The sequence below is a fragment of the Corynebacterium sp. AOP12-C2-36 genome, from assembly GCF_052379185.1.
GTDB lineage: Bacteria > Actinomycetota > Actinomycetes > Mycobacteriales > Mycobacteriaceae > Corynebacterium.
In genome coordinates, this window is the sequence record NZ_JBQSYJ010000035.1 from 1 (window position 1) to 16,385 (window position 16,385).

At 69.6% G+C, this 16,385-nt stretch carries 19 protein-coding genes and 1 tRNA gene; 6 read left to right on the top strand and 14 right to left on the bottom strand.

Annotation, left to right across the window (positions count from 1 at the left end; all coding sequences use genetic code 11):
• Positions 1-71: 71 nt before the first annotated feature.
• The 3 genes from ACT3UN_RS15685 to ACT3UN_RS15695 form a co-directional block, all read right to left on the bottom strand.
• Positions 72-242 (bottom strand): hypothetical protein, encoded by a 171-nt coding sequence (locus ACT3UN_RS15685; protein ID WP_301443092.1) that lies wholly within the window; start codon positions 240-242, stop codon positions 72-74.
• 68 nt (positions 243-310) lie between these two features.
• Positions 311-781 carry a VOC family protein gene (locus ACT3UN_RS15690; RefSeq protein WP_301443091.1) on the bottom strand — a complete coding sequence of 157 codons (471 nt, stop codon included), beginning with the start codon at positions 779-781 and terminating at the stop codon, positions 311-313.
• Positions 782-807: 26 nt separating this feature from the next.
• Positions 808-1,701: a helix-turn-helix domain-containing protein gene (locus ACT3UN_RS15695; RefSeq protein ID WP_441579785.1), complete on the bottom strand. Its 894-nt coding sequence runs from the start codon at positions 1,699-1,701 to the stop codon at positions 808-810.
• Positions 1,702-1,803: 102 nt separating this feature from the next.
• On the opposite strand from ACT3UN_RS15695, the gene ACT3UN_RS15700 reads away from it, so the two are divergent.
• Complete coding sequence (locus ACT3UN_RS15700; RefSeq protein ID WP_441582458.1) at positions 1,804-3,201, top strand: MFS transporter; 1,398 nt, start codon at positions 1,804-1,806, stop codon at positions 3,199-3,201.
• Here the strand turns inward: ACT3UN_RS15700 and ACT3UN_RS15705 are convergent.
• From ACT3UN_RS15705 to ACT3UN_RS15715, 3 genes are read right to left on the bottom strand one after another with little or no spacing between them, the layout of a single operon-like run.
• Positions 3,186-4,040 carry an aldo/keto reductase gene (locus ACT3UN_RS15705; RefSeq protein WP_444657560.1) on the bottom strand — a complete coding sequence of 285 codons (855 nt, stop codon included), beginning with the start codon at positions 4,038-4,040 and terminating at the stop codon, positions 3,186-3,188. The two genes, ACT3UN_RS15700 and ACT3UN_RS15705, sit on opposite strands and share 16 nt — an antisense overlap.
• A gap of 12 nt (positions 4,041-4,052) precedes the next feature.
• On the bottom strand, positions 4,053-4,460 hold the full coding sequence (locus ACT3UN_RS15710) for a cupin domain-containing protein (RefSeq protein ID WP_444657561.1): 408 nt from the start codon (positions 4,458-4,460) through the stop codon (positions 4,053-4,055).
• 13 nt (positions 4,461-4,473) lie between these two features.
• Positions 4,474-5,424: a quinone oxidoreductase family protein gene (locus ACT3UN_RS15715; protein WP_441582456.1), complete on the bottom strand. Its 951-nt coding sequence runs from the start codon at positions 5,422-5,424 to the stop codon at positions 4,474-4,476.
• A 115-nt stretch (positions 5,425-5,539) separates the two neighbouring features.
• On the opposite strand from ACT3UN_RS15715, the gene ACT3UN_RS15720 reads away from it, so the two are divergent.
• Both ACT3UN_RS15720 and ACT3UN_RS15725 read left to right on the top strand, forming a co-directional pair.
• Positions 5,540-6,373, top strand: a complete 834-nt coding sequence (locus ACT3UN_RS15720; RefSeq protein ID WP_301443085.1) for a helix-turn-helix domain-containing protein — start codon at positions 5,540-5,542, stop codon at positions 6,371-6,373.
• A gap of 100 nt (positions 6,374-6,473) precedes the next feature.
• On the top strand, positions 6,474-7,625 hold the full coding sequence (locus ACT3UN_RS15725; protein WP_441579779.1) for an SPFH domain-containing protein: 1,152 nt from the start codon (positions 6,474-6,476) through the stop codon (positions 7,623-7,625).
• A gap of 4 nt (positions 7,626-7,629) precedes the next feature.
• Here the strand turns inward: ACT3UN_RS15725 and ACT3UN_RS15730 are convergent, their stop codons facing one another.
• From ACT3UN_RS15730 to ACT3UN_RS15765, 8 genes are all read right to left on the bottom strand, one after another.
• The gene (locus ACT3UN_RS15730; protein WP_301443083.1) at positions 7,630-8,382 is read right to left on the bottom strand and encodes a sulfite exporter TauE/SafE family protein; all 753 of its coding nucleotides are present in this window, start codon (positions 8,380-8,382) and stop codon (positions 7,630-7,632) included.
• A 193-nt stretch (positions 8,383-8,575) separates the two neighbouring features.
• Positions 8,576-8,649: transfer RNA gene (locus ACT3UN_RS15735), tRNA-Leu, on the bottom strand.
• Between the two features lie 9 nt (positions 8,650-8,658).
• Positions 8,659-9,618, bottom strand: a complete 960-nt coding sequence (locus ACT3UN_RS15740) for a Ppx/GppA phosphatase family protein (RefSeq protein ID WP_441579778.1) — start codon at positions 9,616-9,618, stop codon at positions 8,659-8,661.
• Complete coding sequence (locus tag ACT3UN_RS15745) at positions 9,618-10,196, bottom strand: DUF501 domain-containing protein (RefSeq protein ID WP_444657565.1); 579 nt, start codon at positions 10,194-10,196, stop codon at positions 9,618-9,620. The genes ACT3UN_RS15740 and ACT3UN_RS15745 overlap by 1 nt, the downstream gene beginning before the upstream one ends.
• Positions 10,197-10,234: 38 nt before the next feature.
• Positions 10,235-10,951, bottom strand: a complete 717-nt coding sequence (locus ACT3UN_RS15750; RefSeq protein WP_441582454.1) for an FtsB family cell division protein — start codon at positions 10,949-10,951, stop codon at positions 10,235-10,237.
• A gap of 30 nt (positions 10,952-10,981) precedes the next feature.
• A complete protein-coding gene (eno, locus tag ACT3UN_RS15755) occupies positions 10,982-12,262 on the bottom strand; it encodes a phosphopyruvate hydratase (protein WP_301443158.1) in 1,281 nt (426 codons plus the stop codon).
• Between the two features lie 77 nt (positions 12,263-12,339).
• Entirely contained in the window at positions 12,340-13,059 is a 720-nt protein-coding gene (locus ACT3UN_RS15760) for a lytic transglycosylase domain-containing protein (RefSeq protein ID WP_444657562.1), read from the bottom strand.
• The gene (locus tag ACT3UN_RS15765) at positions 13,056-13,727 is read right to left on the bottom strand and encodes a metal-dependent transcriptional regulator (protein ID WP_444657563.1); all 672 of its coding nucleotides are present in this window, start codon (positions 13,725-13,727) and stop codon (positions 13,056-13,058) included. Before ACT3UN_RS15765 ends, ACT3UN_RS15760 begins: the two co-directional genes overlap by 4 nt.
• Positions 13,728-13,867: 140 nt before the next feature.
• On the opposite strand from ACT3UN_RS15765, the gene ACT3UN_RS15770 reads away from it, so the two are divergent.
• Genes ACT3UN_RS15770 through ACT3UN_RS15780 form a run of 3 tightly spaced genes read left to right on the top strand, consistent with a single transcriptional unit; the run spans position 13,868 to position 16,340 of the window.
• A complete protein-coding gene (locus ACT3UN_RS15770; protein WP_301498305.1) occupies positions 13,868-14,773 on the top strand; it encodes a metal ABC transporter substrate-binding protein in 906 nt (301 codons plus the stop codon).
• A complete protein-coding gene (locus ACT3UN_RS15775) occupies positions 14,773-15,471 on the top strand; it encodes a metal ABC transporter ATP-binding protein (RefSeq protein ID WP_301498304.1) in 699 nt (232 codons plus the stop codon). The genes ACT3UN_RS15770 and ACT3UN_RS15775 overlap by 1 nt, the downstream gene beginning before the upstream one ends.
• Positions 15,471-16,340 carry a metal ABC transporter permease gene (locus tag ACT3UN_RS15780; protein WP_444657564.1) on the top strand — a complete coding sequence of 290 codons (870 nt, stop codon included), beginning with the start codon at positions 15,471-15,473 and terminating at the stop codon, positions 16,338-16,340. Before ACT3UN_RS15775 ends, ACT3UN_RS15780 begins: the two co-directional genes overlap by 1 nt.
• Positions 16,341-16,385: the final 45 nt, after the last annotated feature.

The window sequence follows — 16,385 nt, forward strand, 5'->3', positions numbered from 1 at the left end:
CGGCCCACCACCCCCGGGGCCGGGCCACCGGGACTCTTTCCGGCTACGGGCTGTCACTGCCCGCGGCCGCGTCAGTAGTGTGCGGGCGGGTCACTTCCGGGGAAGGACTCCTCCTCCCACTGGTCGACCCTGTTCTCGGCGGCCTCGTGGCTCTCCTTGCCGGAACCGGGACGCTCGGACTCGTCGTCCGCGATCTTCTTCTTGGCCAGGTCCTCGTCGTCGCGCTTCTTGTCGTCGCTCATCGTGACCTCCATGTACCTGTCGGAAATGTCGGGATCCGTTACAGGCCCCAGGTTACGCTCCCCGCCCGCTACCCTGCAGCCTCGACAGCGTCGAATTCTCCGCCCAGTTCCTCCGCCAACGCCACGATGACGCCCTCCGGCCCACGGAGGTAACACAGCGAATAGGCGTCCCCGTAGCGCACGATCTCCCCCATCAACGTCGCCCCACGAGCGCGAAGTCGCCGGACGGTGTCGTCCAGGTCGTCGACGGCGAACATGAGTTGCCGCAGCCCCGGGCGCTGCACCGGCTCGGGCGCACCCGGCGCGGCGTCGGATTCCGGGGCCAGGTACCTGGTCAGCTCGATGCGTCCGTGCCCGTCGGGGGTGTGCAGCATCGTGATGTCGGCGACGACCCCCTCGATCCCGCAGATCCGGTCGACCCAGCGGCCCTGGACCTGTGTACTGCCGTCGACGTGCATCCCCAGTTCCACGAAGAAGTCGACCGCACCGTCGAGGTCCCCGACGACGACGGTCACGTGGTCCATGCGTTGCAGTGCCATGCCGACCGAGGATAGCGGCGTGCGGCTCAGCGCCGCTCGCCGCTGCGCAGCGGAGGTGTTCCGGGAACGTCCACGGTGGCGGCGAGGCTTCCCAGCAGCTTCAGGCGTTCCTCGGTGGGGCTGCCGGGTTCGGCGGTGTAGCCGAACATGAACCAGTCCGGGTTGGCGGGCAGGTCCATCGCCTCGTAGGTCAGTTCCAGGTCGCCGACGTCGGGGTGGTTGATGCGTTTCACCCCGGCGCGGTGGTGGCGCACGTCGTGGGCGGCCCAGCGCTGCCGGAAGGCGTCGCTGCGGGTCACCAGTTCACCGATCAGGTCGGTCAGTCCCTTGTCGTGGGGGTTCTGGCCGGCGTAGGTGTGCATCGTGGCGACGATGGCGTCCGCCCCGGCGTCCCACTCGGGGAAGAAGGTACGCGCCGCCGGGCTGAGGAACATGAACCGTGCGGTGTTGCCGCGCCCGTCGGCGTCCTGCAGTACCGGCGCGTACAGCGCCCGGCCCAGGGCGTTGGCGGTGACCAGGTCCATGCGCCGGTCGCGCACCCAGACCGGGGCGCCGGTGACGGCGTCGACGAAACGTTGCAGACCCGGCGTCACCGTGCGTACCTGCCGGCCCCGCTTGCCCTGCCGCCGCGCCGGGTAGGGGTCGGCGGCGCGGGCGAGGTCGTGGAGGTGGTCGTTCTCGGCGTCGTCGAGGCGGAGGGCGCGCGCCACGCTGTCGAGGATCTCCGGGGACACCCCGCGCAGGTCCCCGCGTTCCATCTTCGCGTAGTAGTCCACGCTGATGCCGCCGAGCATGGCGACCTCCTCGCGGCGCAGCCCGGGCACGCGGCGGCGTCCACCGCCGATGATCCCGACCTGCTCGGGGGTCACCTTGTCACGCCTGCTGCGCAGGAAGTCGCCGACCTCGTTTCGCTGATCCATGCCCTTCACGCTAACCGTCGCTGCGCGCCCGTGGGGTGTACGGCGAATACACGGATCATCCGTCACTTCCCGCGGGTGTCCGCGCGCGGTGCGATGGATGCCATGACAACCAGCACCACCGGCACAACCTCCCCGCCCCGCCACACCACCATGATCATGGTGCTGGTGCTGGCGAGCTACTTCATGATCCTGCTCGACAACTCGATCATCTTCACCGGCCTGCCGCAGATCCAGGCGTCCTTCGGCCTGTCGGACGCCACGGCGGCGTGGACGCAGAACGCCTACACACTGGTCTTCGGCGGGCTGATCCTGCTCGGCGCACGCCTCGGCGACGTCCTGGGACGTCGGCGGGTGTTCATCGCCGGGCTGGCCGTGTTCGGCGTCGCCTCACTGCTGGTCGGCGCGGCGCAGGACGCCACGTGGTTGATCGCCGCCCGGGCGGTGCAGGGCGCCGGCGCGGCGGTCGTCGCACCGTCCTCCCTGTCGTTGATCACCGCGCTCTTCCCCGCCGGCCCGCAGCGCACGCGGGCCACCGCGGCCTACGGCACCACCGCCGGGCTGGGCGCGAGCCTGGGTCTCGTCGTCGGCGGGGCGTTGGCCTCCGCGGTGTCCTGGCGGGCTGGTTTCCTGGTCAACGTGCCCATCGCGGTGGTGATGATCGTGCTCGCCGCACGCTACCTGCCCGGCTTCCGGACGGTCCGGGCGCGTTTCGACCTCACCGGCGCGCTGGCGTCCACGGTGGGCATGGGTGCGGTGGTCTACGGCATCATCAACGCCGGCGAAGACGGGTGGACGCAGCCGCGCGCACTCGGCCCGCTGCTCGGCGGACTGGTCGTGCTCGTGCTCTTCGTCGTCGCCGAGCGGGTCGCACCGCAGCCGGTCCTGCCCCTGCGGCTGTTCGCCAGCCGGCAGCGCTCCGGGGCGGCGGTGGCGCGGCTGTTGTTCGCCGGCACGATGATCGCCTACTTCTTCTTCACCACGCAGCTCTTCCAGGGCGTCTACGGGTGGTCGCCCTTGCAGGCGGGGCTGGGGTTCCTGCCGATGACGGCGGTGCAGTTCGCCGTCTCCCTGGCGGTCCCCCGGCTGACCGGCCGGTTCGGCGGCGCTCCCCTGCTGCTCGTCGGGCTGCTCACGGTCACCGCAGGCATGGCCTGGATGACGGGACTGGACACCTCGACCAGCTACCTGGCCGGCGTCGTCGGCCCGATGGTGCTGCTCGGCGCGGGCCAGGGCCTCACCTTCGGCCCGCTGACCTCCGCCGGGGTCGCCGGCGCACTGCCGCAGGACGCGGGGGCGGCGTCCGGCCTGGTCAACGCCGCCCACCAGCTCGGCTCCACGCTCGGGGTGGCGGTGCTCACCGCCGCGGCGGCCGGCGCGGACACCGTCCTCGGACGCGTCGTGGACGCCTACCGGGGCGGGACGCTCATGCTCGTCGTCGCCGTGATCGCCGCCGCTGTCGCCGTCCTGCCGCTCGCGCAAAAGCGCTACTTGCCGGCGTAGACGGGGAAGGCGCTGGACTCGCCGTAGTCGCGCTCGTCGAGGCCGCGCAGGGTGTCCATGTCGGCCTCGCTGATCTCGAAGTCGAGCTCGGCGTTGGAGCGCATGTGCTCCGGGTTCGCCGTCTTCGGCAGGGAGACCGTGCCCAGCTGCAGGGTGTAGCGGATGCACAGCTGCGGCACGCTCACCCCGTAGCGCTCGGCGATCCGGCCCACGTTGTCGTTGTCCAGGATCTCCCCGTGGGCGATCGGCGAGTACGCCTCGACCACGATGTCCTTGGACGCGCAGTAGTCCAGCAGCCCGGCCGGGGTGTTGCCGGCGTGCACCCGCAGCTGGTTGACCTGCGGGGTCACGGTGCAGGCGCCGAGGATGTTGTCGAGGTCGGCCTCCCGGAAGTTCGACACCCCGATCGCCCGCAGCTTGCCGGCCTTGTACGCATCTTCCAGGGCACGCCACGCCTGACGGTTGCCCTCGGCGTAGTCGCCGCCGCGGAAGTCGTCCCACGGCTGCGGGGAGTGGATCAGCATCAGGTCGACATAGTCCAGGCCCATGGTCTCCAGCGAGCCGTCGATCGCGGCGACGGCCTCGTCGTAGTCCTTGACCTCCGCGGCGAGTTTCGTGGAGACGAACAGGTCCCCGCGCGCCACGTCGCTGGTACGCACGCCCTCCCCCACGCCGCGTTCATTGCCGTAGGCCTGGGCGGTGTCGATGTTGCGGTAGCCGGCGTCCACGGCGTCGCTCACGGCCTGGGCGGCCTTGTCGTCGTCGATGAACCAGGTGCCCAGCCCCAGCGCGGGGATGGTGACGTCGTTGTTCAGGGTCAGTGTCTCGGTGTAGCTCACGGTCGGCTCCTTCTAGCTCAGGTTCTCGTAGTGCTCGTCGGTGACCGGTTCCAGCCACTCGTTGGAGGTGTCCTCGCCGGGCACCTCGACGGCGAGGTGGGTGAACCAGGAGTCCGCCTTCGCGCCGTGCCAGTGCTTCCGGCCGGCGGGGATGCTCACCACCGTGCCGGGCGTCATGCTCACCGGGGCCTCGCCCTCGGCCTGGTACCAGCCGCTGCCGTCGGTGCACAGCAGGATCTGCCCGCCGCCGGACGAGGCGTGGTGGATGTGCCAGTTGTTGCGGCAGCCCGGCTTGAAGGTCACGTTGCCGATGGTCACGCCCTCGGTGGTGAGCATGGTCAGGAAACTCTGCCCCACGAAGTACTCGGCGAAGGCCGTGTTGGGCTCCCCGATCGGGAAGGTCGGTGTGTAGTCACTCATAATTGTGCTCCTTTTAGAAGGTCAGGACGATTTTTCCGTCGGCGTCGCCGCTGCGCAGGCGCGCGGCAAGGTCTTTCGTGTCGGACGCCGCGAGCGTGGAGTCGATCACCGGGCGGATCTCCCCGCGCGCGACGGCGGGGACCACCTCCGGCAGCAGCCCGGCGATGGTGCGCGCCATCTCGGCGTCGCGGGTGAAACCGAAGGACACGCCGTGCACCGTGAGGTGCCGGTAGGACAGCGCGTCCAGGTCGATGGTGGACGCCGCCCCGGCGAGCCGGCCGATGTTCACCACGTGCCCGTCCACCGCGGTCGCGGGCAGGCAGTCGGCGAAGGTCTGCCCGGCGACGTGGTCGAGCACCACGTCCACCCCGCGCCCGTCGGTCGCGGCGAGCACCACCTCGGCGAGGTCCTCCTCACCGGTGACGACGACCACGTCCGCGCCCAGCGCGGTGAGCCGCTCCCGCGCGGCCGCCGAGCGCGTCGTCGCGATCACGCAGGACGCCCCGAGCGCCTTCGCCGTCTGCACGCCGATCATGCCGATACCGCTGGTGGCACCGGTGACCAGGACGCTGCGTCCGGCCCGGAACTGCGCCACCGTGAGCGCGCCGTGCTCGGTGAGCAGGCCCGTCGGCAAGGCGCAGGCGACCTCGGGGGCCAGCCCCTCGGGCCGCGGCAGGACGAACCGGTGGTCGGCGACGACGTACTCGGCGAAGGACGCCGGCACCGAACCCATCACCGCATCGCCGACCTGCCACGTCCCGGCGTCCTCCCCGACGGCGACGATCTCACCGGCGTACTCGAAGCCGGCGGTGAACTCACTGTCCGCCGCATCGAGCATCGGCAGGTCCGCGTTGTTCGTCGCGGACGCGTAGTTTCGGACCAGGACCTCCCCTGCCGCGGGCGTCGGGGTCTCGACCTCGTCGAGGACCCATACCGGACCACGTCCGGCGACAAGTGCACGCATATGCCATCTCCTTCGCTTCTCTGGGCTACCGCCCCATACTTCTCCCCCGCAGCAGGCCTCGCAGCGGAGGAAAACATCCTGGGACAAATCCCTCCCCCGCTGACATACTGGTGCGATGAGCGGCGACACCCGGATGAGCGAACTCGGCACCTTCCTGCGCACCCGGCGCAGCGAACTGACTCCACGGCAGGCCGGTGTCACACAGACCCCGGGCCCGCGCCGGGTGCCCGGGCTGCGCCGCGAGGAGGTCGCCTCCCTGGCCAACATCAGCACCGACTACTACACCCGGGTCGAGCAGGGCCGCATCCGCGTGTCCGCACCCGTACTCACCGTCCTGGCCGATGTGCTGCAGCTCGACGAGGACCAGCGCTCCTACCTGGTCAGCCTCTCCGGCAAGGACCTGGTCCGCACCCCGCGCCGGGTGGGGCAGACCGTACTGCCGCAGCTACGCCGGGTGCTCGACGACCTGAGCACCACCCCGGCGATCGTCATGGGCCGACGCATGGACATCCTGGCGTGGAACCCCTTGGCCGCGGCGATGATGCTCGACTTCGGCGAGGTCCCCGCAGCCCGGCGTAACTACGTACGACTACTGTTCACGGATCCCAGGATGCGGGCGTTGTACAAGGACTGGGAGACCGTGGCACGCACCGCGGTGGCGCAGCTGCGCATGGAGGCGGCGAGGTACCCGGACGACGCCCGGCTGACCGCCCTGGTCGGCGAACTCTCCGTGGGCGACGCCCAATTCGCCTCCTGGTGGGCCGCCCGCACCGTGGCCAGCCTGACCACCGGCACCAAGACCCTGGTGCACCCGGAGGTCGGCGAACTCGAACTCGACTGGGACACCCTGGTCAAGGCCGACGACCCGGAGCAGCAGATCGTGGTGTGGACCGCCGGGGAGGACACCGCGACCCGTGCGGCGCTGCGCCGCCTCGCCGGCCAGGCCTGAGCGTCCGAACCCTGGCACGGGGTGCCCGGGGCAGATAGGCTCATGGCCGTCTCAATAATTCTCCACGATTCTCCACACATTCCTCACGAAAGAGAGAAGTATGCTCTACGACGTCCCCAAGCCCACCGAGGCCCTGCTGATCACCGGTGGCATGATCGCCCGCAAGCCCGACAACCCCTACCGGGTGGTCATCGGCGGCGGCGCCTGGTCGGTGCCGGTGCTGCACCGGGTCCAGCGCTTCCACATCGGCGCGAACACCGTGAACATCGCGGTGCGCGCCCAGTCGAAGCAGAACGTGGACGTGGACGTCGAGGCCTCCGTGGTGTTCTCCGTGACCGCCGAGAAGAACAGCGTCATCGAGGCCGCGAACCGTTTCCTGGGCGTCGACACCGGCCAGATCGTGTCCACCGCGCAGGACATCTTCTCCGGTGAGACCCGCGCGATGATCGGGCAGCTCACCGTGGAGGAGATGATCTCCGACCGCACCGCCCTGGCCAGCCAGGTGCTCTCCAACGCGGAGCCGCGGATGCTGCGCTTCGGCTGGCAGATCGACAGCTTCCAGATCAACTCGATCAGCGACCCGAACGGCTACATCCAGGCCCTGTCCGCCCCCGAGCTCGCCCGCGTACAGCGTGAGCGTGCCGTCGCCGAGGCCCAGCGCGACGCGGAGATCGCCGAGGAGCAGCAGAAGTCCGAGCGCCGCAAGTCCGACTTCCAGCGCGAGACGGACACCAAGGTCGCGGAGAACACCAAGGAGATCGCCGCAGCGAAGGCGGAGGCGGACGCCGCCGGCCCGCGCGCCGAGGCCGAGGCCCAGGAGCAGGTCATCGCCGCGCAGGCCGCCCTGGCCCAGCGTCGGGCGGTCACCGACCGTGAGGTGGCCGAGGAGCAGGCCCGTCTGGCGCAGTCGCAGGCGTCGCTGCGTGAGCAGGAGCTGGTCACCGAGGTCATCAAGCCGGCCGAGGCGGAGGCCGAGCGCACCCGCATCAACGCCGAGGCGAAGGCCACCGCCCTGCGCACGGAGGCGGAGGCCGTGGCGTCCAACAACGGGGTGATCCTGGACAAGCAGGTCGTCGACCAGCTGCCGGAGATCTTCACCGCCATGGCCGAAGGCCTGACCGGCGCGAACCTGACGATGGTCGGCGAGGGTCAGGACCTGACGAAGCTGCTCGGGCAGTTCGCCGCGGTGATCCCGAACCTGCGCGAGACCGCCGCCGGTTCCCGTGGCGGCGACGTCGCCACGGTCGACTGACCCCCTACCCCAGCGCGAGGACGCCGTTGACCACCAGGGTCACGGCGCCGGCGAAGGCGAGCACGGTGGCGATCTTCCTGGTGCCCTCGCTGGAGATGCGGTCGTAGAGCCGGTCGCCGAACCAGGCGCCGACGAAGATCGCCGCGATGGTGACCGCCCACAGCCACCAGGGCAGACCGCCGACGTCGAGTCCGCCGAGGATCACGATCTTCAGCAGGAACGACAGGGTGTTGGCGACCATGATCACCGGGTGCAACGTGGCCACGAAGTCCCGGTAGTCCCAGCCGGTCAGGCGGGCGTAGACCGTGAACGCTGGCGCCGCGATACCGGCCACGGTGCTCATGAACCCGCCGGCCGCACCGGCGATGAGCATCGGGACCCGGGAGTGCTCGGACAGCCGGGCCTGGTCGGGCTGGAACATGGTCACCGCGAGGGCGAGGAGCACGAGCACACCGACGGTGATCAGCAGCCACGGGCCGTCGATCATCATCACCACGAACACCGCCGGCAGCGAGCCGAGCACCAGTCCGCCGGCGAGGAAGGCGAAGCGCCTCCAGTCGGTGCGTTTGCGTACCGCCCAGGCGTTGTTCACCGCGTTGACGGTGGACAGTCCGTTGACGACGGTGACGCCGGCGGCGGGTCCGAGGACGACGGACAGCACGGGCCCGGCGATGAGGCCGACGCCCATACCGGTGATCCGCTGGAGAACCGCCCCGATGAGGACGGCGAGGACGAGGACGATCGCGGCGGTGGACACGATCTCACAGCATAGACGGGGCACGGCGGGTCTGACGGCACTACATGGACTTCCGGGCGAGTCGACGCCCCGGACGTCCCCGGCGCCCGCGGGGTGCCCCCGCGTCGCGTGCCGGATCCGCCCGATTCTCGGCACGAAAAGACCGGATCGTGCACGCTACCGTGGGTCCGCGCGGCCCGCCGGGAAAATTCGGTGCCCCCAGTCGGACTCGAACCGACACTGCGCGGATTTTAAGTCCGCTGCCTCTGCCAATTGGGCTATAGGGGCGGGAGCGCGCTAACTGTTGCGCTCGATGACCTCGGCGAGGATACCGTCGAGGATATCCTTCTCACTCACCGTGATCGACGTCAGGCCCCGGTCCAGGAAGCGGGACGCGAAGGCGTCGATGACGATCGCACCGCCACCGATCACGTCCGCACGGCCCGGGTGCATCGCCGCATGTCCACGCCGCTGCTCCACGGTCTCCCCCAGCAGGGAACGCGCGGTGGACCGGAACTCCTCCAGGTCCAGCTCCGACATGTGGGTCTGCTCCGGGTTGTACTCGGTCAGCCCCTTCTGGATCGCGGCCACGGTGGTCACCGTGCCCGCCACGCCGACCACGCGGGTGACGGACCCCAGGTCCACGTTCTCCTCCACGGTCTCCATCAGCCCGTCGACGTAGGCCCGCGCCTCGCTGATCTCCTCGTCGGTGGGCGGCACGGAGTGCAGGTAGCGTTCGGTGAGCCGCACGCAGCCCATGTCCGCCGAGTACGCTTGGCCCGCACCGTCGCCGTAGGCGTCGACGACGAACTCGGTGGATCCGCCGCCCAGGTCGATCACGCAGACCGGCCCGTCGACCTCACCCAGGTCCGCCACCGCGCCGGCGAAGGACAACTGCGCCTCGCGCACCCCGGAGACGACCTCGGCCTGCACACCGGGGGCCACGCGGCCCAGGTGACGGCGGGTGATGGCGAAGAAGTCCTCACGGTTCTCCGCGTCACGCGTTGCCGACGTCGCCCCCATCATCACGTCGGTGACACCGTTCATGATCATCCGGTCGGCGTACACACCCAGCGCCTCGTCGACACGGTCCAACGCGGCCTCGGCGAAACGTCCCGTGGCGTCCACACCCTGGCCGAGGCGCACGATGATGTTGTCGCGGTTGATCTCCCGCAGGGAACCGTCCTCCTGCACCTCGCTGATCAGCAGGCGGATGGAGTTGGTGCCGCAGTCGATGGCGGCGAAGGTGCCGGTCATTACTTCTCCTCGTCGGAACGGTCGTCGGAACGGTCGTCGGAACGGTCGTAGGTCATCTCGTCGACGTGCTCGTCGAAGGCGGCGTCGATGGAGGTGCCGAGGTCTTCGGGCGTCGGCCAGTCCGCGGGGATGGCGGTGCCGGACAGCTTCGGGGTGTGCGCGGCGGCCAGGGCCACGGCCTCGGTGCCGAGGCGCACCCGTGACGGCCCCTCTGCCAGTGCGTAGGCGATGAGCACGTGCAGGCACTTCACCCGGTCGGGCATGCCGCCGCCGGAGAAGTCGGTGCCCAGGGACTCGATCGCGTTGCGCTCGGCGAGGAAGTGCTCGTGGGCGGCCTGGTAGTCGGCGGCGAGCTCGGCGTCCTCCCGCAGGCGCGCCTGCATCGTGCGCATCACGCCGGCGACCTCCAGGCGGGACGCCTCGGCGGTGAGCCGCGGGTCGGTGAGGTAGTACAGCGTGGGGAACGGGGTGCCGTCCGGAAGCCGCGGCGCGGTCTTCACCACGGCCGGCGCGCCGTCCGGGGTGCGGTAGGAGACCTCGATCGCGCCACGGATCTTGCGTCCGAGCTGACGGGACATGGTCTCATAGTCGGCGTCGCTGACCGTACTATCAGTCACTACTGTGCTCCCTGCTGTTGCTGTTGCTGCTGCTCCTGCAGTTCGCGCTGCAGGTCCGGGTCGCCCTCCTGGGCGGGGTCCTCCGGCTGGTCCGGGTCAATCGGCAGATTACCGGAACCGCCGTCGGAGTCCCCGTCCTGCCCCTCGTCAGCGGAGCCGTCGTCCTCGTCGTCCGGGGTGGCGACCGAGCCCCACAGCTGGGTGTACCAGGGGTCCGGCTCGGCGTCGTCCTTCTCCATGCCCGGGTCGGTCGGCGAACTGGTGTCGATGCGCGGGTCCATCAGCCGGAAGGCCGACTCCCCCGGCTCCACGACACCCAGGCGGGTGCGGGCCTGCTCGCGCACGTAGGCCTCGCTGTTGTAGCGGTCGAGTTCCTCGTTGAGGTCGTCGCGCTCGGCGAGCTGACGCTCGATCGTGGCGTTGACCTCGGCGAGCTCGGCGCGCTGCTGGAAGTAGTTGCGCAGCGGGGTGGCCACGGACAGGGCGACGAAGGCGAGCACCAGGATCACCGCGACGGTGACCAGCGGGTTGACCTTCTTCGGCAGCTCCACGAAGGAGCGGGCCAGTTTGCGGGGTGCCTGGCGCACCTCACGCTGACGGCGGTCACGGCCCTCCACGGACCGTGGTCGTGGCAGACCGGGACCGTCGGTCCGGGCGCTGTCGCGCTCGTCCGACGGTCTCGTGTCTTCCCGGTCCCTCCGGTCACGCGTTCCCATAGGGGACGATACTAGCCCGTTGCCGCGGGACTACTTCGCAGTGAACCGCGGGAAGGCGGAAGCGCCGGCGTAGACGGCCGCGCCTTCCAGGTAGCTCTCGATGCGCAGCAGCTGGTTGTACTTGGCCACGCGCTCGGAACGGGCCGGGGCACCGGTCTTGATCTGGCCGCAGTTCAGGGCGACGGCCAGGTCGGCGATGGTGGTGTCCTCGGTCTCACCGGAGCGGTGCGACATCATGGTCTTGTAGCCGGAGTTGTGGGCCAGGGCGACCGCGTCGAAGGTCTCGGTGAGGGTACCGATCTGGTTGACCTTGACCAGCAGGGCGTTGGCGACGTCCTCGTCGATGCCGCGGCGCAGACGCTCCGGGTTGGTGACGAAGAGGTCGTCGCCGACGAGCTGGACCTTGTCGCCGATCTCGGCGGTGAGCTTGGCCCAGCCCTCCCAGTCGTCCTCGTGCAGCGGGTCCTCGATGGAGACCAGGGCGTACTCGTCGACGAGCTCGCCGTAGACCTTGGCCATCTCCTCGGCGGTGCGCTTGCCACCCTCGAAGTTGTAGTGGCCGTCCTCGTAGAACTCGGACGCGGCGACGTCCAGCGCCAGGGCGACGTCCGTGCCGAGGGTGTAGCCGGCGGCGGAGATGGCCTCGTCGATGACGTCGAGCGCGGCGCGGGTGGAGTCGACGGAGGGGGCGAAGCCGCCCTCGTCACCCAGGCCGGTGGACAGTCCCTTGTCCTTGAGGACCTTCTTCAGGGAATGGTAGACCTCGGCGCCGATGCGCAGGGCCTCGCTGAAGGTCTCCGCACCGATCGGGGCGATCATGAACTCCTGGACGTCCACACCGGAGTCGGCGTGGGCGCCACCGTTGAGGATGTTCATCATCGGCACCGGCAGGACGTGGCCGTTGGGGCCGCCCACGTAGCGGAAGAGCTGCAGGCCGGCGGACTCGGCGGCGGCCTTGGCCACGGCCATGGACACGCCCAGGATGGCATTCGCGCCGAGGCGGGACTTGTTGGGGGTGCCGTCCAGCTCGATCATCGCCTGGTCGACGAGGCGCTGGTCGTCGGCCTCGAGCCCGGCGAGGGCCTCGTCGATCTCGTCGATGACGTTGCGGACGGCCTCGAGCACGCCCTTGCCGAGGTAGCGGTCGCCACCGTCGCGCAGCTCGTGGGCCTCGTGGACGCCGGTCGACGCTCCGGAGGGCACGGCGGCGCGGCCGACGGAGCCGTCGTCCAGACCGACCTCGACCTCGACGGTCGGGTTACCACGGGAGTCCAGGATTTCGCGGGCGATGATCTGCATGATTTCGGCCATGTGGCTGTCAGCCTCCTCGGCTGGGAATGTCGGTGGATATCAGACACCACCATTCTGCCCTATCCGCCGCCGGCGCGTCAGGCAGCTTGGCCGAGTGCGTAGTTCGCCGCGGCGTCGCGTACCTCGACCATGTACTCCTCGGAGCGGTTGTAGGCGAACAGTGCCCGGGTCCACCCGTCGGTGGTGTCGAGGTCGCGGTCGTTTCCGCAGAGCAGACGGCCGGACGCCGCGGCGGCGTCGGCGATGTCGTGGGGGTCTCCCCCGGCGCCGTAGGTCCCCCACGTTTCGGGGAGGAACTGCATCGGCCCCACCGCCCGGTCGTACTCGGGGTCGCCGTCGAATTCGCCGTTGTCGGTGTCGAGGATCTCCATGAAGCTGCCCGAACCGTCCAGCCGCGGGCCGATGATCTGCCCGCCGTCGGCGCCCGCACCGTAGGTGCCGTGGTGGGACTCCACGTAGCCGATGCCGGCCAGGGTGTTCCACGCCAGGTTGCAGGACGGGAACTCGTTCGCGGCCGTCTGCGCACCGGAGACGTAGCCCTCCAGGTGCTCCTCCGACATGTCGAGCGTCTCGGCGGTGGCGGCGACGTCGTGCACGGTCACCGCGCGGGCCGGGGGCACGTTCTCGGGTACCGGGACGCGTTCCTCCTCGGGCTCCTGTTCGTCGACGAGGAAGACCCCGACCACGATCACCACCAGCAGGACGGTGGCGACCAGGCCGAGGAACCCGCCGCAGCCTGCGCGTCCGCTGGGACGGGTCCGCTCTGGTCCTGCACTCCCTGAACCCCCTGCCGTCACATCTCCTCCGCGCGGCACAGGATCGCCGTGAGGGAGGCGACGGAGAGCTGGACGTCGCGCCCCTCGACGGACAGCACGGCCATGTCCGGGTAGGGGCGCTCCCCGACCACCAGGTGGATGCCGGGGGCGATGCCGTTGTCCTGCAGGTAACGCAGCAGCGCACCGTCGCGGTCGCTGACGCGGTCGACGAGCAGGCGCTGGCCCTCGGTAGCCTCGGCCAGCGGCAGGGTCTCCGGCGCGGTGATGGTGCCCTCGGCGTCCGGGATCGGGTCGCCGTGCGGGTCGCGGGCGGGGTGGCCCATGATCGTGTCGATGCGGGCGATGAAGGTGTCGGACACGGCATGTTCGAGGACTTCAGCTTCGTCGTGGACCTCGTCGACGCCGTAGTCGAGCTCGCGCAGCAGGTAGGTCTCGATGAGCCGGTGGCGGCGAACCATCTGCAACGCCAGCTGGCGGCCGTCCTCACTGAGGGTGATGTCGCCGTAGGGGGCGTGGACGACGAGCCCCTCGGCGACGAGCCTCTTCACCGCCTCCGACGCGGTGGAGCGGCGCTGCCCCAGCTCATCGGCGAGGACGGAGAGGGACGCGCCGCTGCGGTCCCACTCCTGGAGATCGTAGATCTTCTTGAGGTAGTCCTGCGACCGGTCCGGCAGATCGGTGACATGCATGGCGGTGAGTCTACCCCAACCACCGCTGTGCTCCGCCTGTACTCCACGGAACCGGTCTCACCGGCACCGTTGTCATTCACAGGGACTGAAGTATAGAGTTCGTGTCATTGAACTTATCCAATCGACCGTGGAGAACTCTTGTGATCCGTACTATCCGCAGAACCACCGCAGCAACGACCTCGATTCTCCTCGCCGGCGGCCTCGTCGCCTGCTCGTCCGATGACGCACGGGGCGACACCCCCGAGGTCCTCGCCACCTTCACGATCCTCGCCGACATGGCCCAGGAGGTCGCCGGCGACACCCTCGAGGTCTCCTCACTGACCCGGCCCGGCGCCGAGATCCACGGGTACGACCCCACTCCCGGGGACATCCGCACCGCCGCCGGCGCCGAGGTGATCCTCAGCAACGGCCTGGGCCTGGAGAACTGGGTGGACAAGCTCACCGCGGATTCCGACGCCACCCGGGTCACCGTCACCGAGGGCATCGACCCGGTCCCGATCGAAGGCACCGACGAGCCCAACCCCCACGCCTGGATGAGCCCGACGCTGGCGAAGGTCTACGTCGACAACATCGTCGACGCCCTCAGCGACTTCCGGCCCGATGACGCGGACACCTTCCGGGACAACGCCGGGGCCTACAAGACTCAGCTCGACGAGGTCCAGGGCGACCTCACCGACGGACTGTCCCACCTGCCGGAGAACCAGCGTGCCCTGCAGACCTGCGAGGGTGCCTTCAGCTACCTCACCCGAGACGCCGGCATGGCAGAGAGCTACATCTGGCCGGTGAACTCCGACGCGGAGATCACCCCCGACCAGATCCGCGCCGCCGCGTCGTTCGTCGAGGACAACGACGTCCCCGCGGTCTTCTGTGAATCCACCGTGGACCCCGGCCCGAAGGATCAGCTCATCCGGGACACCGGCGCCCGCGACGGCGGCACGCTCTACGTCGACTCGCTCACCGAGGACGGCGGCGACGCCCCGACCTACCTCGACCTGATCCGCTACGACGTCGACACCATCGTCGAGGGCATGCGGGGCGACCGCTAGTGGGACACGCCATCACCCTGCGCGAGGTGTCGGTGAGCTATGGCACGGTCCGCGCCCTCGAGGACGTCTCCCTGGAACTGGACGCCGGTGCAATCCACGGATTGATCGGCATGAACGGGTCCGGCAAGTCCACCCTGTTCAACACCCTCACCGGTGGCGTCCGTCCCGACAGCGGGACGGTCTCGGTCTCGGGCAGCACCGCCTACGTCCCCCAGTCGGAGAAGGTCGACTGGACCTTCCCGGTCAGTGTGCGCGACGTGGTGATGACCGGTCGCTACGGGCACATGGGCCTGCTCAAACGCCCCCGTGTGGCCGACCGGCACGCGGTGGACGACGCCCTCACCCGCACCGACCTGACCGCACTCGCCGACCGTCAGATCGGACAGCTCTCCGGCGGGCAGAAGAAGCGGACGTTCGTCGCACGCGGCCTGGCGCAGGACGCCGGCGTCATACTGCTCGACGAGCCGTTCGCCGGGGTCGACACGGTCAGTCAGGCGACGATCAGTGACCTGCTGCGCGCCATGGCCGACGACGGTCGCTGTGTCCTGATCTCCACCCATGACCTCGGGTCGGTCCCGGAACTGTGCGACACCGTCACCATGCTCCAGCGCGCGGTCGTCGCCCACGGCACCCCTGCGGACGTCCTCACCACCGACAACCTCATGTCCACCTTCAGCACGCCCGGAACGGAGGCATGATGTCCGACATCCTGTGGTTCCTCGAACCCCTCGACTACGGGTTCATCCAACGCGCCCTGATCGTGGCCACGGTCACGGCCGTGATCGCAGGCCTGCTGTCCTGCTGGCTCGTGCTCATCGGCTGGTCGCTGATGGGCGACGCGGTCTCCCACGCCGTGCTGCCCGGCGTGGTGGTCTCCTACATCCTCGGCTGGCCGTTCGCCATCGGCGCCCTCATCGCCGCGCTCCTCGCCGTCGGCATGGTCGGGGCGGTGGGTCAACGCACCACATTGAAGGGCGACACGGCCATCGGGGTCATCTTCACCGCCCTGTTCGCCCTCGGGCTTGTCCTGGTCTCAGTGACCCCGGCGGGGACGAACCTGCAGGAGATCCTCTTCGGAAACCTGCTCGGCATCTCCCAGGAGTCGCTGGTCCAGGTCCTCATCTTCGGCGCGCTTGCCCTGGTGATCATGCTCGTCATGCGACGCAACATCACCGCCTGGGCCTTCGACCCTGAGCACGCCCGCATCATCGGGATGCGAACCGGTGCAATCAGGTGGACGGTGATGGTCTGCCTCGCACTGGTTGTCGTGGCCTCCATGCAGGCCGTCGGCGTGATCCTCGTGGTCGCTCTGCTCATCACCCCCGGGGCGACGGCCTACCTGCTGACCCGACGGATCGGACGGATGATGCTGATTGCCCCGGCCGTGGCGTGGTGCAGTTCAGTGGCCGGGATCTGGCTGAGTTTTTACGAGGACATCTCCGCCGGCGGCTCCATCGTGCTGGTCCAGGCCGGGATCTTCCTGCTGGTCTATCTCTTCGCGCCCCGCGAGGGACTGGTGACCACGGCGGTGCTGCGCCGTCGCCGCGCCCGTCTCGGCGCCGCCTGAGTCACGTACTCCGGTCCGCTGTCTTCTCGACTCTCCAGTTTAACC